Source organism: Methylobacterium gregans, from assembly GCF_022179245.1.
Classification (GTDB): Bacteria; Pseudomonadota; Alphaproteobacteria; order Rhizobiales; family Beijerinckiaceae; genus Methylobacterium; species Methylobacterium gregans.
In genome coordinates this window covers 1-20053 of record NZ_BPQM01000137.1, presented here as the reverse complement: position 1 = coordinate 20053, position 20053 = coordinate 1, and the positions used below count along the sequence as shown (strand labels likewise).

At 73.7% G+C, this 20053-nt stretch carries 21 protein-coding genes; 5 read left to right on the top strand and 16 right to left on the bottom strand.

Going from position 1 to position 20053, the window contains the following annotated elements:
* Positions 1–84: 84 nt before the first annotated feature.
* The 4 genes from MFF54_RS23505 to MFF54_RS23490 form a co-directional block, all read right to left on the bottom strand.
* The gene (locus tag MFF54_RS23505) at positions 85–693 is read right to left on the bottom strand and encodes a nitroreductase family protein (RefSeq protein WP_238306630.1); all 609 of its coding nucleotides are present in this window, start codon (positions 691–693) and stop codon (positions 85–87) included.
* Positions 694–774: 81 nt separating this feature from the next.
* Entirely contained in the window at positions 775–1698 is a 924-nt protein-coding gene (mepA, locus tag MFF54_RS23500; RefSeq protein ID WP_238306629.1) for a penicillin-insensitive murein endopeptidase, read from the bottom strand.
* Positions 1699–1838: 140 nt separating this feature from the next.
* Positions 1839–2456: a ParB-like protein gene (locus MFF54_RS23495; protein WP_238306628.1), complete on the bottom strand. Its 618-nt coding sequence runs from the start codon at positions 2454–2456 to the stop codon at positions 1839–1841.
* Positions 2457–2553: 97 nt separating this feature from the next.
* The gene (locus tag MFF54_RS23490) at positions 2554–3273 is read right to left on the bottom strand and encodes a cytochrome c biogenesis CcdA family protein (protein WP_238306627.1); all 720 of its coding nucleotides are present in this window, start codon (positions 3271–3273) and stop codon (positions 2554–2556) included.
* A gap of 122 nt (positions 3274–3395) precedes the next feature.
* Between MFF54_RS23490 and nhaA the strand changes: the two genes are divergently transcribed.
* Positions 3396–4583, top strand: coding sequence for a Na+/H+ antiporter NhaA (gene nhaA, locus MFF54_RS23485; RefSeq protein ID WP_238306626.1), 1188 nt, complete (start codon positions 3396–3398; stop codon positions 4581–4583).
* A gap of 10 nt (positions 4584–4593) precedes the next feature.
* Positions 4594–6351 carry a carbamoyltransferase family protein gene (locus MFF54_RS23480; RefSeq protein ID WP_238306625.1) on the top strand — a complete coding sequence of 586 codons (1758 nt, stop codon included), beginning with the start codon at positions 4594–4596 and terminating at the stop codon, positions 6349–6351.
* 49 nt (positions 6352–6400) lie between these two features.
* On the opposite strand, the gene MFF54_RS23475 is transcribed toward MFF54_RS23480, so the two are convergent.
* The 5 genes from MFF54_RS23475 to MFF54_RS23455 all read right to left on the bottom strand — a co-directional run bounded on the left by MFF54_RS23475 (position 6401) and on the right by MFF54_RS23455 (position 10288).
* Positions 6401–6763, bottom strand: a complete 363-nt coding sequence (locus tag MFF54_RS23475) for a hypothetical protein (protein ID WP_238306624.1) — start codon at positions 6761–6763, stop codon at positions 6401–6403.
* Positions 6764–6856: 93 nt separating this feature from the next.
* Entirely contained in the window at positions 6857–7537 is a 681-nt protein-coding gene (locus MFF54_RS23470; RefSeq protein WP_238306623.1) for a haloacid dehalogenase type II, read from the bottom strand.
* Between the two features lie 63 nt (positions 7538–7600).
* Positions 7601–8854, bottom strand: coding sequence for a glutamate carboxypeptidase (locus tag MFF54_RS23465; protein WP_238306622.1), 1254 nt, complete (start codon positions 8852–8854; stop codon positions 7601–7603).
* 104 nt (positions 8855–8958) lie between these two features.
* Positions 8959–9690 (bottom strand): FAD-binding oxidoreductase, encoded by a 732-nt coding sequence (locus MFF54_RS23460; RefSeq protein ID WP_238306621.1) that lies wholly within the window; start codon positions 9688–9690, stop codon positions 8959–8961.
* Complete coding sequence (locus tag MFF54_RS23455; RefSeq protein ID WP_238306620.1) at positions 9683–10288, bottom strand: sulfite oxidase-like oxidoreductase; 606 nt, start codon at positions 10286–10288, stop codon at positions 9683–9685. The genes MFF54_RS23460 and MFF54_RS23455 overlap by 8 nt, the downstream gene beginning before the upstream one ends.
* A gap of 115 nt (positions 10289–10403) precedes the next feature.
* On the opposite strand from MFF54_RS23455, the gene MFF54_RS23450 reads away from it, so the two are divergent.
* Both MFF54_RS23450 and MFF54_RS23445 read left to right on the top strand, forming a co-directional pair.
* Positions 10404–11156 carry a class I SAM-dependent methyltransferase gene (locus MFF54_RS23450; RefSeq protein ID WP_238306619.1) on the top strand — a complete coding sequence of 251 codons (753 nt, stop codon included), beginning with the start codon at positions 10404–10406 and terminating at the stop codon, positions 11154–11156.
* Between the two features lie 111 nt (positions 11157–11267).
* The gene (locus MFF54_RS23445; RefSeq protein WP_238306618.1) at positions 11268–11573 is read left to right on the top strand and encodes a hypothetical protein; all 306 of its coding nucleotides are present in this window, start codon (positions 11268–11270) and stop codon (positions 11571–11573) included.
* Positions 11574–11588: 15 nt separating this feature from the next.
* On the opposite strand, the gene MFF54_RS23440 is transcribed toward MFF54_RS23445, so the two are convergent.
* From MFF54_RS23440 to MFF54_RS23425, 4 genes are all read right to left on the bottom strand, one after another.
* Entirely contained in the window at positions 11589–12560 is a 972-nt protein-coding gene (locus MFF54_RS23440; RefSeq protein ID WP_283206316.1) for a DMT family transporter, read from the bottom strand.
* A 7-nt stretch (positions 12561–12567) separates the two neighbouring features.
* Positions 12568–12843 (bottom strand): translation initiation factor IF-1, encoded by a 276-nt coding sequence (infA, locus tag MFF54_RS23435; RefSeq protein ID WP_066922146.1) that lies wholly within the window; start codon positions 12841–12843, stop codon positions 12568–12570.
* A 226-nt stretch (positions 12844–13069) separates the two neighbouring features.
* Entirely contained in the window at positions 13070–14182 is a 1113-nt protein-coding gene (locus tag MFF54_RS23430) for a branched-chain amino acid ABC transporter substrate-binding protein (protein ID WP_370880248.1), read from the bottom strand.
* A 53-nt stretch (positions 14183–14235) separates the two neighbouring features.
* Complete coding sequence (locus tag MFF54_RS23425; RefSeq protein WP_238306616.1) at positions 14236–15012, bottom strand: helix-turn-helix transcriptional regulator; 777 nt, start codon at positions 15010–15012, stop codon at positions 14236–14238.
* Positions 15013–15097: 85 nt separating this feature from the next.
* On the opposite strand from MFF54_RS23425, the gene MFF54_RS23420 reads away from it, so the two are divergent.
* Positions 15098–16072, top strand: a complete 975-nt coding sequence (locus tag MFF54_RS23420; RefSeq protein ID WP_370880246.1) for an MBL fold metallo-hydrolase — start codon at positions 15098–15100, stop codon at positions 16070–16072.
* Between the two features lie 18 nt (positions 16073–16090).
* On the opposite strand, the gene glcF is transcribed toward MFF54_RS23420, so the two are convergent.
* From glcF to MFF54_RS23405, 3 genes are all read right to left on the bottom strand, one after another.
* Complete coding sequence (glcF, locus tag MFF54_RS23415; protein ID WP_238306615.1) at positions 16091–17443, bottom strand: glycolate oxidase subunit GlcF; 1353 nt, start codon at positions 17441–17443, stop codon at positions 16091–16093.
* 44 nt (positions 17444–17487) lie between these two features.
* On the bottom strand, positions 17488–18663 hold the full coding sequence (gene glcE, locus MFF54_RS23410) for a glycolate oxidase subunit GlcE (protein ID WP_238306614.1): 1176 nt from the start codon (positions 18661–18663) through the stop codon (positions 17488–17490).
* 128 nt (positions 18664–18791) lie between these two features.
* Positions 18792–20053: lipopolysaccharide biosynthesis protein (locus MFF54_RS23405; protein ID WP_238306613.1), on the bottom strand; the 1262-nt coding region annotated here is incomplete at its 5' end.

Sequence of the window (20053 nt, the reverse complement as noted above, 5' to 3'; positions counted from 1 at the left end):
CTGCCCCGACTCGCCGCGCGCTGACAAGCGCCGGGGCGGCGTTTCGCCTGACCGGCCCGACGGTTGCCGCGATGCAGCGCGGGTTCACTCCGCTCTCGGGAAGGGCCCCGCATGGGTGAAGTCTCCGATCGGCCGGCGGCCGTTCGGGGTCTCGCGGGTCCGCTGCTCCTCCGTGAGATCGTCCCAGGCGACCATGCGGCCGACCGCGTAGGCCGCCTCGATCCGGTGATGCTCGGGCAGGTTCAGCGCCTCCGGCGCCCGGGCATGGTCGAAGCCGGTCATGCCGTGGGCGTGCCAGCCCTGGCGGATCGCCTGGAGCTGGAAGGCGAGCGAGGCCGCGCCCGCGTCGAGCGAGTGGCTCCACGAGGGCTTCAGCTCGTCGCCGATCTTCATGCGCCCGTTCGAGACCAAGAACAGGATCGCGCCCGTGTCCTGCGCCCATTTCTGGTTGCCGGGCACGAGGAGCTCCAGGAAGGTCGCCCAGTGGGCGTCGCCGCGCAGCGCGTAGAGGAAGCGCCAGGGCTGCGAGTTGTAGGAGGAGGGCGCCCAGCGCGCCGCCTCGATCATCCGCATCAGCTCGGATTCCGGCACGGCCTCGCCGGTGAAGTGGCGCGGCGAGCGGCGCTCAAGGAACAGCGGATCGATGTCGTGGTCGGGCCGGCGGGGCGTCGGCCCAGTCGTGGCTTCGGTCAAGGTCGATCTCCGGTGGTGGTCGGCTCCTATCGGAGACTGATCCATGCCGCAGCGCAAGACGGCCGAGCGCCGTCGGGGTCGTTACGGCGCCTTGAGCACCGCCCGGCAGGCGGCCGGCAGGGCGGCCATCGTCATCGGGGGCTTCGGCTTCGGCTTCACCTTCGGGGGCTTGGGGTTCAGCACCGCGTCGCTGAACCAGTAGGCCAACTCCTCGCCGCAGCCGTCGCCGGGCGGGGGCGGCGCTTGGTCGTCGCAGGCCGCCTGGCCGGCGGGGCAGGCGAGGCGGATGTGGAAATGGTAGTTGTGCCCGTACATCGGGCGCACCTTCGAGAGCCAGCGGCTGCCCCCGGCCTCGCGGCAGAGCGCCTTCTTGATGGCCGGATTGACGAAGATGCGCGCCACGTCCGGCTGCTCGGCGGCGAGCCGGATGATGCGGTGGTGCTGCTGGGTCCAGACCTCCGGGTCGATGTCGAGCCGGTCGGCCCGCACCACGTTGGTGGCCGACATCTCCTCGCGCTCGGCCCGGGTGAGGCGCCGGTCCGGCATCGGCGTGAGCCAGATGTCGGCGTCGAGGCCGAGCTGGTGCGAGGCGTGGCCGGTCAGCATCGGGCCGCCGCGCGGCTGTGACATGTCGCCGACGAGGAGCCCCGGCCAGCCGACCCGCGGGGCCTGGCCCGCCAGCCGCTCCAGGAAGTCGACGAGGGGCGGGGTGCCCCACATCCGGTTGCGCGAGAGGCGCATCACCTGCCAGGTCGCTCCGTCGATGGGCAGCGCCTCGCCGCCCGAGAAACAGCCCTTGGCGTAGGATCCGTAGGCGTGGGACGGGCCGCCGGTCGGCCCGGTGGCGCGGCCGAACAGGGCCTTGGCGGGGGTCGCGGGATCGTCCGGATTGGCGAGCGGCGGCAAAGGCTTCGGGGTCAGCGTCCCCCGGTCCTGCGCCTGGAGCGGGCCACCCGCCAGCAGGGTCAGGGCGGCGGCGAGGGCGAGGCGCGGCGTGATCGGCATCGAAGCTCCGTCTATCCGGTCGGTCAGGCGTCCGTCGAGAGCCTGCACGCGGTCGGGGAGTCTGCCGGCGCAAGCTTGCCGGACCCTGGTGGCGCGGCCGGGCGTTTTTCAGGCGTCCCGCTGGCCCGCGGCCCGATCGTTCACCCCGAGACTGGCCCGCACCAGCCCGGCAGGTAGCCCGCGTCCTGCGACTTGGCGAGTTGGAGCGCCCGCTCCAGCGCTTCGGCAAAGTCGCTCTCGACGTGCTTGGCCTTCATGTTCCGCCGTAGGAAGTCGGCCCAGAGGAACTCGCTGAAGGGTGTGGTGTCCTTGGCAAAGCCCCCGGCCCGGCGCAGCTCGCCCGCGAGGCTGCGGAAGGGGTCGTCCGCAAGGTCCGCGACCGCCTTCGGGATCGCCTTGAAGTCCTGCCGGACGCCGTCCGCGTCGTAGGGATGCGCCCAGGACTTGTGGTCGCACACCGTCCAGAAGGCGTCCTTGTCGAGCTTGTGCAGGTCGGCCACGACCGTGACGAGCACCGCCTCGACGCCTTCGAGCTGGAGGGCGCGGGAGAGATGGTGATGGTCGATGACGTAGTGGCGCTTCTTCGGCCCCAGCAGGGTCGGGATCATGTGCGAGCCGAGAAACTTCTCCTTCTTCTCGGAATCGTGGTCGCGCCAGCGGCGGCGCTTCTCCTCGACCTCGCGGTAGCCCACGGTCATCTGCGTCGGGCGCAGCTCGGCGATCGGCACGAGGGTGAGGATCGGTTCGCGCGGTGCCATGACGGTCGGAAGCCTCCGGTTGCTGTGACCGGGGCGCATCTGTCACGGGCTTGCCCCGACGGCCAAGCCGGGGGCGTTCACGTTCCGGGGAGCCTCCTCAGTACCGGATCGTCAGCGCGGTGAGCCAGTCGGGCGAGGCCGCGACCATCCAGGCCTCGGCCCGCTTGTCGAGCCCGCTCAGCACGAGGAGCCCCAGCAGCGCCAGCAGGGCGCCGAAGGCGGCCTTCGCCCTCCGCCCGAAGGCCGCGAGCCCGCCGCGGCGGCGCGCCAGCGCCTCCCGCGAGACGAGGCCGAGCAGCAGGAGCGGAGCCGCCGCGCCGAGCCCGAAGCCCAGCATGGTCAGCGCCACCACGCCGAGATCGTGGCCGCGCGCCGCCAGCAGCGAGGCCGCGCCCAGGGTCGGCCCGACGCAGGGGCTCCAGGCCGCGCCGAGCAGCAGGCCGACACCGAACTGACCGGGCAGCCCCCGGCCCGCGACGGCGCCGAGCCGCCGGCCCGCCCAGGCGCCCGCCGGTTCGAGCGCGGCGGAGAGGCGCACCTGCAGCGGCGGCAGCATCAGCACGAGGCCGAGCCCGACGAGCAGGACGGCCCCGAGGTTGCGGAACACGTCGCCGTCGAGGCCGATCGCGAAGCCGACCGTCGCGACGAACAGGCCGATCCCCGTGAAGGCGAGCGCCAGCCCGGCCGCGAGTGCCAGCGGTCCCAGCCGGTGCTCGGAGGCCGCGGCCGCCAGCACGATCGGCACCAGCGGCAGCACGCAGGGCGAGAGCGTCGAGAGCAGGCCGGCGAGGACGGCGAGGCCGAAGGTCGTGAGCATGCGGGCTCCGGGTGCGGGCCGACGCGGCCGCTCGCGCTGTTCGCCCGCGGGGCCGTCCGGGTTTCCTGCCGGCAGGATGCGGCGGGATTGAACTGCGCGGCCGTTCAGGGCAACCGGGGCCCATGCGACAGGCCCGACCCCTCTCCGCGATCCGGACCGCCCTCACCAGCGAGGCGAGCGGCGGGCTCGTCCTGATGGCGGCGGCGGCCCTTGCCCTCGTGGTGGCGAACTCGCCCCTCGCCGAGGCCTACGCGCACGCCCTCCACGTCCATCTCGGACCCTTGAGCCTGCTGCACTGGATCAACGACGGCCTGATGGTCGTGTTCTTCCTGCTCGTCGGGCTGGAGATCAAGCGCGAGGCCCTCGACGGGCGCCTGCGCACCTGGCCCGATCGTGTCTTGCCGGGGCTCGCCGCGCTCGGCGGCATGGCGGTGCCGGCGCTGGTCTACCTCGCCTTCAACGTCGGCGCGCCCACCGCCCGCGGCTGGGCGATCCCGGCCGCCACCGACATCGCCTTCGCGCTCGGCGTGCTGGCGCTGCTGGGACCGCGCGTGCCGATCTCGCTCAAGGTCTTCCTGAGCGCGGTCGCGATCGTGGACGACCTGGGCGCCGTGATCATCATCGCGCTGTTCTACACGGGGGGGCTCGACCTGCCGATGCTGGCGCTGGCTGCGGCGACCCTCGCCATCCTCGTCGCGCTGAACCGCTTCGGCGTGACACGGCTCGCGCCCTATCTCCTCCTCGGCGCGGTGCTCTGGTTCCTCGTGCTGCGCTCCGGCGTGCACGCCACGGTCGCGGGCGTGCTGCTGGCGCTCACCGTGCCGATCCGTCCGAGCCCGGGGCGGCCCGAGGACCCGTCCTCGCCGCTGCACCGGCTGGAACACGCGCTGACGCCCTGGGTCACCTACGCGATCGTGCCGGTCTTCGGCTTCGCCAACGCGGGCGTGAGCCTCGGTGGGCTGGCGCCGGACGCCGTCCTGCACCCGGTCACGCTGGGCGTGGCGCTCGGCCTGTTCCTCGGCAAGCAGGTCGGCGTCTTCGCGAGCGTGCGCCTCGCCGCCGCGACGGGGATCGCGCAGCGGCCCGCGGGCGCGAGCTGGGCCCAGGTCTACGGCGTCGCGGTGCTCTGCGGCATCGGCTTCACCATGAGCCTGTTCATCGGCGGTCTCGCCTTCGCGGACGCGGCGCATGCCACCGAGACGAAGCTCGGCGTGCTCGGCGGCTCGATCCTCTCCGGCCTCGTCGGTGCGGCCCTGCTGGGGCTGGCGCCGGTGCGGGCCCGCGTTGCGGCGCGGGCCGGGGCGGACTAACCGGAGAGCCATGCGCTACTATCTCGGTCTCGCCACCACCTTCCACGACCCCGCCGTGGCCCTCGTCGGGCCGGACGGCGACGTGCTGTTCGCGGAGGCGACCGAGCGGTTCCTGCAGTACAAGCGCGCGCCGAACTGCGAGCCCGACCCCGCCGGCCGGATGATCGGCCTGCTCGAGACGTTCGTGCCGCGCGGCTCCGAGATCGTGGTGGCGTCGAGCTGGGGCGAGCAGTTCTCGGACTTCCTGCGCGGACAGCAGGCGAGCGGCGCCCACGACCTGATGGCGCTGGCGGGCCACCCGACCGCGCTCAACCGCTCCTTCGTGCCCGAGCGGGCCGAGCGCATCTTCATCGCCGATCTCGCGCTGGCGCAGGCCCGGGCGGGCTACGGCACGCTGCTCGCCCTCAACCAGGAGACCCGCGGCACGGGCGCCGCGCCGCGCGCCGAGATCGTGGCGCAGGCGCGCTACCCCCACCATCTGGCGCATGCCGCCTACGCCCTCTGGGGCAGCCCCTTCCGCGACGCCACGGCCGTCGTCGTCGACGGCATGGGCGAGACCGGGGCGGCGGCGATCTACCGCCTCTCGGACGGGCGGATCACCGAGGTGCGGCGCCAGCGCGGGCGCGGCTCGGTCGGCTTCCTGTACGGCCTCGTCACCGATCTCGCCGGCTTCGACCAGGTGAAGGGCGAGGAGTGGAAGATCATGGGGCTCGCGCCCTACGGCCGTCCCGATCCCGACCTGATGGCCGCGCTGCGCCGCCTCTACACGATCGAGAACGGGCGCCTGAAATTCGCCGACGACGCCACCGTGCAGGCGGTCGCGGCCGAGATCCGGGCCCGCCGCCCGGTCGATCTGGGGGAGGGCGGCTGGGCCGACCTCGCCCGCTCCGGCCAGGAGATCTTCTGCGAATTGATGGACGTGCTGGTGGCCGAGGCCCATGCGCTGGCGCCGCACGACAACCTCGTCATCGCGGGCGGCTGCGGGTTGAACTCCTCCTACAACGGGCGCGTGCTCGGGCGCTCTCCCTTCCGCAACCTCCACGTCCCCTCGGCGCCGGGCGACGACGGCAACGCGATCGGCGCGGCCTGGCTCGCCTACGCGGCCGACCATCCGGACTGGACCGGCCCGGCATCTGCGGCGCGCCCGCTCACGCCCTATCTCGGCGCGCGGGTCTCGACCGAGCCGATGGAGCGGCTGGCCGAGCAGGAGCCCCGCGCCCGCCGCCTCGGGCTGGAAGGCGTCACCCGGGAGGCGGCCCGGGTGCTGGCCGAGGGCGGCCTCGTCGGCTGGGTGCAGGGCAGAGCGGAGTTCGGGCCCCGGGCGCTCGGCAACCGCTCGATCCTGGCCGATCCGCGGCCGGTGGGCGCCAAGGACGCGCTCAACGCCAAGGTGAAGTACCGCGAGGCCTTCCGGCCCTTCGCGCCCTCGATCCTGGCCGAGGCCGGGCCGGACTGGTTCGAGGATTACGCCGACAGCCCCTACATGGAGCGCACGCTGGTCTGGCGCGCGGGCATGCGCGACCGGGTGCCCGCGGTGGTCCACGCCGACGGCACGGGCCGGCTCCAGAGCGTGACGCCGGAGCGCAACCCGGCCTATGCCGGGCTGATCGGGGCGTTCGCGGAGCGGACCGGCGTGCCGATCCTGCTCAACACCAGCTTCAACGTGATGGGCAAGCCGATCCTCCACACGGCGGAGGACGCCATCCTGATGTTCTACACCACGGGCCTCGACGCGCTCGTGGTGGAGGATTGGATCGTGGTGAAGTAGCGACGTTCTCTCCCTCCCCGCAGGGGGGAGGGGCGCTGCCCGTGTCGCGCTACTCGCAGACCTCGACGCGCTTGTAGGTGAAATCCTCCTCGTTCAGCCACACCTTGCGGCGCTCGTAGTGGCAGACCGGGCCACGGGGGCGGCGGACGATGACCTCCTCGGGCTCCTCGACCACGACCCGGCGCGGGCGGTACTCCTCGACCGGCGGCGGGGGCGGGGGCTGGTTGGCGGCGCCGCTGAGGAGCGCGCCCGCGGCGACGCCTCCGACCACGCCGGCCGCGAGCCCGCCGATGAGGGCGCCGTTGCGGCCGTCCCGGGCCTGGCCCGGCACGGTTGCGGCGATGAGGAGGGCCCCGACGAGCGCGGCGCGCGCCCCGTGACGGATCGGCCCGAAGGACAGGGTGGTGCGCACGCTCAAACTCTCCCGCTGGTGCTGCAGGAGTTCAGCGCCCGGATGTTTAAGAATCCGCCAACGGGACGCGCACAATCATGTTGGGCGCGGACGTCAAGCGCCCGGCAGCAGCCCTTCGAGATCCGCCAGCACTGCGGCCGGCTGGAGGTCCGTGTACTCGTCGGGCAGGCCCTTGCGGTTGATCCAGGCGCAGCGCAGACCGAAGGCGGTCGCGCCCGCGATGTCCCAGCGGTTCGAGGAGCAGAACAGCACGCGGTCCTTCGCCGTGCCGGCCTGTTCCAGCGCCTTGGCGTAGGCGGCAGGCGCCGTCTTGAAGGTCCGCGCAGCATCGGCCGAGAGCACGGCGTCGAGGTGTTCCCGCAGACCCGCCGAGGCGACGGCCCGCTCGAGCATCGGGGCGTCGCCGTTCGAGAAAATCGCCGTCTTCAGGCCGCGCGCCCGCAGGCGCTCCAGCACAGCCGGGACCTCCGGATAGGCGTCGAGGTCGCGGTAGGCGTCGAGGAGTTTCTCGCGCAGGGCCCGGTCCACCCGCGGGTGCAGGGCGAGCGCGTGGTCGAGGGCGGCCTCCGTGAGGTCCCAGAAGCTGCGGTAGCGCCCGGCCAGCCCGAGTACCCAGCTGTATTCGAGCTGCTTGTTGCGCCAAACCTCGGAGAGGTGGCCCGCATCGGGCCCGACCGCGTCGGCGTGGCGCTGCACCGCCGCGTGAACGTCGAACAGGGTGCCGTAGGCGTCGAACAGCACCGCGTCCGTGTCGGCGAGCAGGTCTCGGGTCATGGCGGGGCTCCGTGTCGGCCCCCCGATGTGGGGCGGGCCCGGTGGCCCGCCAGCCCCGGAGCCTCAGCGGCCGGCTTTTCCCGAGAGCTGCATGACGAGGCGCGTCGCGAGGTAGAGGCGCGGCGTCAGGCTGTCGAGCACGGCGAACTCGTCCGGACTGTGGTAGCGCCCGCCGACCACGCCGAGGGATTCGAGCACCACGGGCTTGGCCGGGCTGTCGGGCTGGAAGGCGTAGGCCGCGTCCGTGCCGCCGCCGATCTCGACGAGCTTCAGGTCGCCGCCGACCTCCCGGTAGATCGCCTGCGCCTCCTCGCCGAGCTTGCGCGTCGCCGGGTTCACGGGCAGCGGCGGGCGGCCCTTCGCCAGATCGAACGTCACCTGCGTGTCGGGCACGCGGTGCGTCTCGGTGATCTTGCGGGCTTGGTTGAGGACGCGGTCGTATTCCGAGGCCTCGAAGTAGCGCATGTCGCCCTCGGCCTTGGCCTGGTCGGGGATGATGTTCGGCTTGGTGCCGCCCGAGACCACCGTCCAGTTCAGGCTCGTGCCCCGCTGCTTGTCGCCGAGATCCTGCAACTGCAGCAGCTGGTGGGCGAGTTCGGTGACGGCGTTGCGGCCGGATTCCGGCGCGCCGCCCGCGTGGGCCGAGCGGCCCTTCACGGTGAGGCTCGCGTAGTTGATGCCCTTGGTGGCGATCGTGGCGGCATCGACCGCCTCGTCCGCGAAGGTTGGCTCGAAGGAGAGCACCGCGTCCTGACCGGCCGCGACCTCCCGGATCACGTCCCGCGAGCCGCGCGAGCCGCGCTCCTCGTCCGGGTTGAACACCACGGTGATCTCGCCGAACCCGGTGAACTTCATCTGCTGCAGGGCGGCCAGCGTGTGCAGGATGATGGCGATGCCGGCCTTGGCATCGGCCACGCCCGGCCCGTAGGCGCGCCCGTCCCGCTCCGTGTAGGGGCGTTTGGCGGCCTCGCCCTCGCCGTAGACCGTGTCGTAGTGCACGAGCAGCATCAGCTTGGCCGTCCCCGAACCCTTGATCCGGCCGATCAGGGTGTTGCCGCCGAAGGCCGGGGCGGGACGCGCCTCGACGGTCGCGCCGAGGGCCTCGAGGCGCGTGCGCAGGATCGCCTCGACCGTGTTGAGGCCCGGCACCTGTCCCGTGCCGGTATCGACGTTGACGATCTCGGCGAGCGTCGCGCGCAGCGGCCTGTCCTGCGCCTTCACGGCGGTGAGCACGGTCGGGTCGGCCTCCGCGGCGGCGAGCGGCGCGGCCGTCAGCGGCAGGAGGGCGAGCGCGGCGAGGGCGAGGCGTCGGGTCATGGATCTCCCTGCGGTTGAGCGGGCCGGGGCCGGCGCAGCCAATGCCGGCCCGGGTTCGGAGGCAAGGCGCGGCCGGGCCGGCGCGCGGTGTTTTCCCCGGTCTGTCATCCGCCGAAGCGCTCCGTGCGGATGCGCGCCGGCGCGATCCCCGCCGCCAGCAGCAGTTCGGACGCTGCGGCGACGAAGGGGTTCGAGCCGCAGACGAAGACCCGCGCCGGGTCGCCGAGTCCGGCCAGCGCCCCCGCCACCGCGTCCGCATCGATCCGCCGGGCGGCGCCCTCTCGGGTGGTGAGAAGGCTAAGCCCGAAGCCCGGCTCGTCGCGGGCGCGGGCCTCCAGCTCAGCGAGCGCGATCGCCTCGGCCCGGGTGCGCACGGCGTAGATCAGCCGGCAGGGGATCTCGGGCGCGACCCGCGCCCGCAGGCGCAGCATGGCGAGCAGCGGCACAATGCCGGAGCCGCCGCCGACGAGGAGCAGCGGGCCGCCATCCTCCGGCCCCCAGACGAAGGCACCGCCGATCGGCCCCCGCAGCTCGATCGCGTCGCCGACCGCGGCCACCTCGGCGAAGAAGCCCGAGACCTCGCCGCCGGGAAGCGCCTCGATCATCAGCTCGATCGTGCCGCTCCCGTCCGGCGCCGACGCGATGGAGTAGCTGCGCTGGGCCTGGTAGCCGTCCTCGGCGGTCAGCCGCACGTCGACGTGCTGGCCCGCCCGGACGCTGTCCGCGAAATCGACCGCGAGGCGAAAGCTCTTCACCCGCGGGGTGATGGGCGCGACCGCCGTGATCGTCGCCTCCCGCCACGCGGTCCAGGGCAGGGGTGGCGGCGGCTCAGTCACCGTCGAAGCGCTGCTCGCGCCACGGGTCGCCGTACATGTGGTAGCCGCGCAGCTCCCAGAACCCGGCCTCGTCCTTCTGGGTGAAGCGCAGGCCCTTCACCCACTTGGCGCTCTTCCAGAAATAGAGGTGCGGCACGAGGAGCCGTGCCGGGCCGCCGTGGTCGGGCGGGATCGGCCGCCCGTCGTAGTGGGTCGCGACCATCCCCTTGCCCCCGACGAGGTCGGCCACGGGCACGTTGGTGGTGTAGTCGTCGTAGCCCTCGGCCAGCAGGAAGTCGGTCGGCGCCGCGATGCCGGCGGCGGCCATGAGGTCGTCGAAGCTCACGCCCTCCCAGGCGGTGTCGAACTTCGACCACTTGGTGACGCAGTGGATGTCCCCGCCCCAGCGCGTGCGCGGCAGGGCGCCGAACTCGTCCCACGTCCAGGAGCGGATGGGCCGCGCGCCCTCCCGCAAGGTGAAGCGCCAGGTGGCGAGATCGACCGGCGGGTTCGGGCCGATCTGCAGGACGGGGAAGTCGTCCGTGAGATGCTGCCCCGGGGGCAGCCGCTCGCGGGTCGTCTCGGGCGGGCGTCGCCCGGTGAAGCCTCGTGTCGCCAAGCCGGCCTCCGTGCTCGCGGATGATCCGCCCGTTTCAGGCCGGATCGGCTTTCCGCGTCAAGCGCGCTACGGTCGGGCGCGACTCAAGTTCCCGGAACGCACCGGCGAGGCAGCGATGGGCGAGGCCCCCTTCAAGGACCATTTCTCGTCCGCTGCTCCCGGCTACGCCGCCCATCGCCCGACCTACCCGGCGGCGCTCGCCGAGGCGCTGGCTGAATTGGCGCCGGGGCGCGGGCTCGCCCTCGATTGCGGCTGCGGCAACGGGCAGCTCGCCCGGCTGCTGGCCGGACCCTTCGGGCGGGTCGTCGCGACGGACGCGAGCGCGGCGCAGATCGCCGAGGCCCCGCCGCATCCGAAGATCGACTTCCGGGTCGCCCCCGCTGAGGCGAGCGGGCTGCCGACGGCCTGCGCGGACCTGATCACGGCGGCCCAGGCCGCGCACTGGTTCGACCTGGCCCTCTTCTACGCCGAGGCCCGGCGCGTCGCCCGGCCCGGCGCCGTGCTGGCGCTGATCTCGTACGGCGTGCTCCACCTCGACGGGGCGGCGGAGGCGGTGCTGCGGCATTTCTACACGCAGGTGGTCGGCCCCTACTGGCCGCCCGAGCGCGCCCACGTGGAGGCCGGCTACCGCACCCTGCCGTTCCCCTTCGCGGAACTGCCCGCGCCGGATCTCGCGATCGAGGCCGCGTGGAGCCTCGACGATCTCGTCGGCTACGCGGGCACATGGTCGGCGCTGCGCGGGGCGGAGGCCGCGCTGGGCAAGAGCCCGCTGCCGGATTTTGCGCGGGACCTCGCCGCCGTGTGGGGAGAGCCGGAGACGCGCCGGCGCGTGCGCTGGCCCCTGGCCTTCCGCCTCGCGCGTCTCTGATCGGGCCGCGCGCGCTTCGCCGAAGAATTGCCCCAAAAGCAGGGCTGTTCTCACGGTGAAGCCGGGCGCCCGTCGGAGAATCAGTGCGGCCGGTCCAGAGGACAAGCCAAGATGGTTCGCAGTCTCGCAATCGCCCTCCTCGTCGGAGGGCTCATCGCCGCGCCGGCCGCCCAGGCCCGGGACGGCATCGGTCCCGGCGGGGCCGCGGCTCTGGGCGTGCTCGGCGGTCTCGCGGTGGGCGGCGCGCTCGGCGCCGCCGCGGCCGACCCGTACTACCCCGGCAAGCCGGTCTACCGCGCCCCGCGGCCGGTCTACGTCGAGGAGGAGGTCGTCGGCCCGGTCTGCCACTTCGAGCGCCGCCGCTACATCGATGCCTACGGCGACGTGTATTTCCGCCGCGTGCGCGTCTGCGAGTAGGCCGACACGCCAGCATCAGCCCCGGCCGACCGGCGGCCGGGGCGTGACGATCTCCGCGGGCGGCAGAACCGGCGGAACACTTCGCGGGCGCAGCCGCTCGGCGCAGGCGATGCCGCCGAGCACCAGCGCGAGCGCCAGCGCGTCGGCCCCGTCGAAGGGCTCGCCCAGGATCAGCACCGCGAGCCCGGCGCCGAAGATCGGCACGAGGTTGATGAAGAGGCCGGCCCGGTTCGGGCCGATCAGCTCGACCGCCGTGAGGAAGGTGAGCTGCGAGGTGAGCGAGGGCCCGAGCGCCACGTAGGCGACGATCAGCCAGCCGGTCGGCGTCGGCCAGAGGAGGCGGCCCATGGCCCACTCGGCGGCGAGCGGCGGTAGCGAGGTGACGAAGGCCGCGAAGGCGAGCGCCGCGAAGAAGGCGAGGCCCGAGACCTTCGGCCGGGTCGCCAGCGCGACCGTGTAGCCGGCGTAGAGCAGGCAGGCCATCAGCATCAGCAGGTCGCCGCGGTTGAAGCCGAGCGTGAGCAGGAGGTCGAGATCGCCGTGGGAGGCGGCCACGGCCACGCCGAGCAGCGTCACCCCGACGCCGAGGCCCTGGCCCCAGGAGACCGGCTGCCGATAGGCCAGGAAGTTCAGGAGCAGGACCAGAATGGGGATCGCCCCCTGCAGCAGGGCGATGTTGACGGCGCTCGTATGGGCGCCCGCGGCGTAGAACAGGCTCGCGTAGACCGTGTAGCCGATTGCACCCATCACGAGGATGCGTGGCCAGGCGCGGCGCAGGACCACGCGGTCGGCCAGGACATGGCGCCGCGCGATCACCGCGAGGATCAGGCTGGGGAAGAGCCAGCGCAGGGTCGTGAGGGCCTGGGGGGAGACCTGCCCGGGGGCCCAGCGGGCCGCGACCACGTTGCCGGCCCAGACCAGCATCGTGAAGAGGAGGAGCAGGTAGGCGCGGCCCGCCCGGGAGCCGGCCGCGGCGGGCGCGTTCAGCGCGGGGTCAGCGACGGCGGAACTGGCCGCCGCGCATGGGCGGGCGGGGACCGGAGGAGCGCTCGTCCTTGTGGCGGAACACGAGGCGGCCCTTCTCGAGGTCGTAGGGCGACATCTCGACGGTCACGCGGTCGCCGGCCAGCGTCTTGATGCGGTTCTTCTTCATCTTGCCGGCGGTGTAGGCCACGATCTCGTGCCCCTGGTCGAGCTGGACCCGGTAGCGCGCGTCGGGCAGGATCTCGAGAACGAGACCGTCGAACTGCATCAATTCTTCTTTTGCCATTCACCTTCTCCAGTCGGACCGTCTGGAAACAGGCGTTCCGGCATGCATGCGTCTTCTGGCTCGATCGGTTAGAACGTCGCCGCAGCGGTAGCGATCCTCGACGGACCGGTCCACGAGAGCGGCAGACGCGCCCGGATGTAATCGCAGCGGCGTTTCGCGGCAAGGCATGCGGGCGGGCACGAGCCTGCAAGCCCCGCTTTCCTCGACAGGAATCGCGACGGTTGTCTCAGGGCTCGTTGCCCGCGTAGTCGACGCGCCCGTCCGGGGTGCGGCGCCAGACCCGCAGGCCGACCCCGTCGCTGCCCGGGTCGCCGCGCCCGTCGAAGGCGACCTCGCCGAGGCTCGTGCGGACCGGCCCGGCGCGCAGGGCCTCGGCCACTTTGCGTCCGTCCGGGCCGCGGGCCCGCGCCAGCCCCTGTGCCAGCACCTCGACCGCCATGTAGGCCGAGCCCGCCACGAGGTTTGCCTCCGGCCCGCGCGGGGGCGCCTTGCCGCGCGGCTCCGGTGCCCGGCGGTCGGGCAGGACCGTCATCACCGTGCCCTCGGCGGCCGGCCCCGCGGCGGCGAAGTCGCGGTCGCGGAGGCCGTCGCTCCCGACCAGCGTCGCGTCGAGCCCGGCCTCTCGCATCGCCCGCGCCAGCACCGCGGCCTCGGCGCCGAACCCGCCGAAATACACCGCCCGCACGTTCGCCGCCCTCAGCCGCCCGACGAGGTCGCCAGCATCGCGGCTGCCGCGAGGCAGGCTCTCGAACAGCACTTCCGGCCGGCCGCGGGCCCGCAGGGTGCGCGACACGGCGTCGGCGAGAGCGCGGCCGAAGGTCGAGCGGTCGTGCACGATCGCCACCGGCCCGTCCCGGCCCGCGAGCCAGGCGCCCGCCGCCGCGCCCTGCTGCGCGTCGCCCGGAGCGAGGCGGAACAGGTTCCACAACCCTTGAGCGGTCAGCGCCGGGTAGCTCGCCCCCGGCGTCAGCACCACGGCCCCGCCCGCCTCGTAGAGCGGGGCCACGGCGGCCACGACCGAGGATTCGAGCGGCCCGACCACGAGCCGCACGCCCTCGCCGAGGAGTTTCCGGGCGACCATCGCGCCCTGCCGCTGGTCGCCCGCGTCGTCGGCCACCACGAGGGCGAGGCGCCGCCCGCCCGCGCCGCCCGTCCGGTTGATCTCGGCCACCGCCTGCTCGGCGCCCGCCCGCAGGCCCTGCCCGAAGGCGGCGTCCGGTCCGGTGAGCGGGGCGGAGAGGCCGATCTTCACGGGCGCGGGCGCCTGCGCGGCGGCGGGGGCCGCGGCGGGGACCGTCATGAGAACCAGCGCGAGATGGCGCGCGGCACGAAACGCCATGATGGCATCGATCCTCTCTGGACGCCGACCGGCCGCGGCGCGTCGGCAGGGCGTCAGCGTCGGATGTCGAGCAGGCTGTTCGAGGCCGGGGCCCCGAACGTCCGCCGGAAATCATGGGCGAAATGCGCTTGGTCGGCAAAGCCGGAGGCGTGGGCCGCCGCCGTGAAGTTCGCGCCCGCGACCACCGCCTCGATCGCCCGGCGCATCCGGGCCCAGGCCCGATAGCGCCGGAAGGGCACGCCGACCTCCCGCGTGAACAGGTGCTGCAGGCGCGATTCCGAGAGGCCGACCGCCTGCGCGAGGCGCGCGGCCGACTGGTCCGGGTCGGGGCATGCGGTCAGGCTCTCGACGACGCGCAGGATGCGGGCGTCGCGGGCACCCGCGCCGCGCCGTCCGGAGAAGGCGGTGAGATCGGCGAGCGCGTCCCCGGCCCAGCGGGGCGCGTCCCGGGCCTCCCACAGGGCGCGCAGAGGCGCGACCGCCCCGTCCGCGCCGAGAAGAGCGCCGCCGCACGCGGTCGTTCCGCTCAGGAGGGCCGCGAGCGCGTCCGGGCCGGTGGCGCCCGGTTCGCGGTAGAGGACGCCCAGCGGCTCGCCGCCGACGTCGAGCTCGTGCAGGAGGCCCGCCGGGACGAGGGCCGTCCGGCACCGCGCCCAGTCCTGGCCCCGAACCCGGATGCGGAAGGGCCCGTAGAGCCCGGCGAGGAAGACCGGCGCGCCGTGCTGGTGGGCCGCGTTGTAGCGCAGCGGCCCGGCGAAGAAGGTGTGGGCGCCCGCCACGTGCCAGACCGGGCCGAGGGCGCCCTCGCGCGGCGCAGCAGGTTCGTACAAGCGCAGCCCCCCGGTTTCCGCTCTCATCCGTCCGGAGCGGTGCGGCCCGATCCTAGCCGGCCGCCGCGCGGGAGGATATCGGACGATGACGGACCTGACCCGACGCCACCTCGCGGCGGCCGCGCCGCTCGCGCTTCTGGGCGCCCCGACCCGCGCCGTCGCGCAGCCGCGCCCGCCCGGGCTCGAGGCCGCGGCGCATTACCGCTTCGCCCTCGGCGACTTCGCGGTCACGATGCTCCTCGACGCCGCCGGCCTGATCGACGGGCCCTGGCCGATCGTCGGCGAGGACCGGCCGCGCGCCGAGGTCGCGCAGCTGATGCGCGAGAACCGCCTGCCGCCGGACCGCTTCCAGCCGGGCTTCACCCCCGTCCTCGTCGAGACCGGGCGGGCGCGCGTGCTGTTCGACACCGGCAACGGGGCCGTCGGGTTCGTGCCGCGGCCCTCGGGCGGGCGGCTCGCGGCGCGGCTGCGCGCCATCGGCGTCGAGCCCGAGGCGATCACCCACGTGGTCCTGACGCATTGCCACACCGACCATATCGGCGGCCTGATGGAGGCGGGGCGCGCCGCCTTCCCCCAAGCCACCTTCGTCGTCGGCGCCGCGGAGTTCGACTTCTGGCGGGCGCCCGAGCGGCTCGGGGGCCCGCCGGAGGACTACGCCTACCGATCGGCGCAGGTCTTCCGCAGCCATCTCCTGCCGCTCGCCGCGCGCGCCCGCCTCGTCGCGGACGGCGCCGAGATCGTGCCGGGAATCCGCGCGCTGGCGGCCCCGGGCCACACGCCCGGCCACCTCGCCTACCATGTCGAGAGCCAGGGCAAGCGCCTGCTCGTCTGGGGCGACTGCGCCCACCACGAAGTCGCGTCGCTCGCCCGGCCCGGCTGGCACGCCCTGTTCGACATGGACAAGGCGGCGGGCGCGCGGACGCGGGAGCGGATCTACGACATGGCCGCCCGCGAGGGGCTGCTGGTCGCGGGCTACCACACCAGTTTCCCCTCCCTCGGCTACGTGGTCCCGGCCGGCACGGGCTACCGCTGGATCCCCGTGACCTATCAGCTGCTCTGAGCCGGACGCCGCGGACCGCTACTCCGCCGCGACCAGCGTCTCCCGGCGCACCCGCTCCAGCGCCGCGGGCTTCGGGCCGCCGGTCGCCCAGTCGAGCAGCTCGACCGTGTGAACGATCGGGATGTCGGTGCCTTTGCCGATCTGGGTGGCGCAGCCGATATTGCCGGTGGCGATCAGATCGGGGCGCGTGCGCTCGATGTTGGCGACCTTGCGGGCGCGGAGCTTGGCGGCGATCTCGGGCTGCAGGATGTTGTAGGTGCCGGCCGAGCCGCAGCAGATATGGCCCTCCGGCACGTCCTTCACGGTGAAGCCGGCCCGCTTCAGGAGCGCCTTCGGCTCGGTGCGGATGCCCTGGCCGTGCTGCATCGAGCAGGCCGAGTGGTAGGCCACCACGAGGTCGGTCTCGACCACCGGCTCCATCAGGCCCAAGGCCGCCACGTATTCCGTGACGTCCTTGGCGAGCGCCGAGATCCGGGCCGCCTTCTCGGCATAGGCCGGATCGTCCCGGAACATGAAGCCGTAATCCTTGATTGTGGTGCCGCAGCCCGAGGCGGTGACCAGGATCGCGTCGAGGCCGCCGCGCTCGATCTCCATCGTCCAGGCGTCGATCGTCTGCTTGGCCTGGGCGTGCGAGGCGTGGTCCTTGCCCATGTGATGGGTCAGCGCCCCGCAGCAGCCCTCGGCCGCGTGCACCACCTCGACGCCGTGGCGGTTGAGCAGGCGGATCGCCGCCTCGTTGAAGTCGGGGCGCAGCACGCTCTGGGCGCAGCCGCGCAGCATCGCGACACGGCGGCGGGGCGCGCCGGCAACGGCATCGCTTTCGGCAGCCGGGAAGCTGCCCGGCCGGTTCGTCGGGTTGTTCCGGGGGAGGGCGGCCGGGGCGAGGTCGAGCATCGCGGCGAGCCGGTTGCCGACCCGGGGCAGGCGCGCGACGAGGCCGCGGAAGGGCCGGCCGAGCCTGGCCGCCGTCAGCGCCAGCCGGAAGCGGCCCCGGTGCGGCAGCACGAAGGCCAGGAGCGCCCGCATCAGGCGGTCGTCGGTGGGGCGCCGGTAGGTCTTCTCGATATGCGCGCGGGCGTGGTCGACGAGGTGCATGTAATGCACTCCCGACGGGCAGGTCGTCATGCAGGACAGGCACGAGAGGCAGCGGTCGACGTGCTTGACCACCTCGGCCGAGGCCGCCTTGCCGCCCTCCAGCATGTCCTTGATCAGGTAGATGCGCCCGCGCGGGGAATCGAGCTCGTCGCCGAGCAGCACGTAGGTCGGGCAGGTCGCGGTGCAGAAGCCGCAATGCACGCAGGTGCGCAGGATCTTTTCCGAGGCCGCCATCGCCGGGTCGGCAAGCTGGGCGGGATTGAAACTGGTTTGCACGGTCCTGTTCCTCAGCCTCGCCCCCGCGGGGGCGGCCAAATATCTCAAACGCCCGGGTACATCCGGCCCGGGTTGAACATTCCGGCCGGGTCGTGGGCGGCCTTGATCCCCTGTGTCACGCGCAACAAGGGCTCGGCGAGCGGCTCGAACACCGGCACGGCGGCACGCACCGCGTCCGGTGCGCGCACCAGCGTGGCGTGGCCGCCCTGCGCCTTCACGGCCGCGCGGATCGCGGCGGCGCCCGCATCCCCCTCGGCCGCGGTCTCCAGCCAGACGAGCCCGCCGCCCCAGTCGTAGTACCAGCGGGCGGGCAGCGTCCGGGCGATCGCGGCCGTCAGCGCCGGCCCGCGGGTCGGCGCGGTCGAGAGGCGCCAGACCGCCGCGCCCGTCCCGGCGAAGGGGACGACGTCGCGGATCCGGGCCCAGAGGTCGGCGGCCTCCACCACCTCCGGCGCGCCGAAGCGCCCGAGCAGGCGGCGCAGCTCGCCCAGCCGGTAGTCGATCGCGTCCGAGAAGCCCTCCAGGCGCATCAGGGTGCGGGCTTCTCCGCCATCCAGCCCGGCGGGCAGGTGGGCGGCGCCGGTCAGCTCGAAGGGCGAGCCGAGGGCCGCCGACAAGGCATCGACCGCGCGGGCGTCGTCGAGGCCCGTGAAGACGAGCGTGGCGACGCGCTCGGAGACCGGCAGCACCTTGAAGGTCACCTCGGTGAGGAGACCGAGCGTGCCGTAGGAGCCCGCCATCAGCTTCACGAGGTCGAGCCCGGTGACGTTCTTCATCACCCGCCCGCCCGACTTGATCGCCTCGCCGCGCCCGTTGACGAAGCGCACGCCGATCAGGCTGTCGCGCGCCGCGCCCGCGTTGATGCGGCGCGGACCCGAATTGTTGATCGCCGCCACCGCCCCAAAGGTGGGCTTGCCCGTGGAGCCGAGCAGCGCCCGGTGGTCCATCGGCTCGAAGGGCAGCATCTGGTTGCGGGCGGCGAGCAGCGCCTGCACCTCGGCGAGCGGCGTGCCCGCGCGGGCCGCCACCACCATCTCGGCGGGCTCGTAGAGGGTGATCCCGGCGAGGCCCCGGGCCGAGAGCGTGGCCTCGTCCTGCGGTGGGCGGCCGAGCCGCGCCTTGGTGTCGCCGCCCACGAGCCGCAGCCGCGCGCCGCGCGCCGCGGCCTCGCGCACCATGCCGGCGGCCTCGTCCTCGTCGCGAGGCTCGTATGAACCCATCGTTTCCTGCCCTGACGCCACGGCGTTCGCCGCTACTCTTGAGGCGTTCTTAGGACAGGATCATGCGGGATCATACCGGTGATTCAAGCGCAGGCTGCATGCGGCCGCGTCGCGGAACGGACACTCTGTCACTCCGCCGGGACCGCCGGGGCGCGGCGCAGCGCCCCCTCGACCATCCGGCGCAGGCCCGCGATGTCGAAGATCCAGACGAGCCCGCCGTAGAGCGCGATGCCGACCGGGAGCTGGAGCGCCAGAGCCCGGGCCGGTTCGAGATGGCGCAGCGGTGCCAGCGCGGCGCCCATGGCGAGGCTCGCGCCCGCGGCCGCCAGGAGCGCGCCCCAGGGCAGGCGCAGCCGGTCGGGGCCGGTGAGCGCCCGGTAGCCGAGCCAGGCGCAGCCCGTGCCGAGGCCGAGCGTCTGCGCGAGCGGCACGCCGGCCGGCCCGGCGAGGCCGGGCAGGACGAGCAGGCCGATCCCGTTGACGGCGAGCCCCGCGCCGGCTGCCGCGATCACCGGCAGGGTGCGGCGGCGGATCTGGAAGACCGGGTTGAGTGCGTAGAACATGATCGCGAGGCAGAAGAGGCCCGGCAGCAGCAGCCCGGCGTAGAAGCCGAAGGGCCCGCGGTAGGCCTCCGGCACGACGAGGCCCTGGATCGCCGGCAGCACGGCCCAGAAGCCGACCGCGCAGGGCAGCAGCAGGGCGACCACCACGGCGGCGTTCTGCGCGACCTGCGCCTCGGCCGCCGCCCGGCCGTGCCGCTCCTCCGCGCGCACCGCGAACTGGAACAGCAGCAGGTCGAGCGCCGTGCCGAGCGTGGTGATGCTGCGGCCAGCGACATCCGCGGCGAGCGCGAAGTAGCCGGCCTCCGCGAAGCCCCCATGGGCCGCGATCACGCCGCGGTTGAGGAAGGGCAGGAGCTGGTAGATCGCGGTCGCCGCGATCAAGGGCAGGCCGTAGGCCAGGAACTGCCGCCACGTCGTGCGGATCCGCGCGCCGACCGGGATCGAGACCGGATCGCGCAGGGGACCGTAGAGCATCAGCACCGAGAGGATCGGGCCGATGCCCGCCGCTGCCAGCACCCAGGCCGGATGGACGAGGAGCCAGGCGGCCCCGGCCATCCCCGCGAAGGCCAGCACGTTCTTCACCGCCATCAGGCCGAGATAGAGCCGCCCGTCGAAGCGCGCCCGCGCGAGCGCCGCGTGGTAGTCGAACACCCCGTTGCCGACCGCCGCCAGCATCGTGCCGGCGAGCATCGCGGCCCGCCCATCCGGCCCTTCGCGGTAGCCCAAAGCCAGCGCGATCGCCGCGGCGGCCATCAGGGCGATGCCGATCAGCCCGTAGGCGCGGTCGAGGCTGTGCCGGATCCAGGGCGCGTCGAGCCGCACCCGGT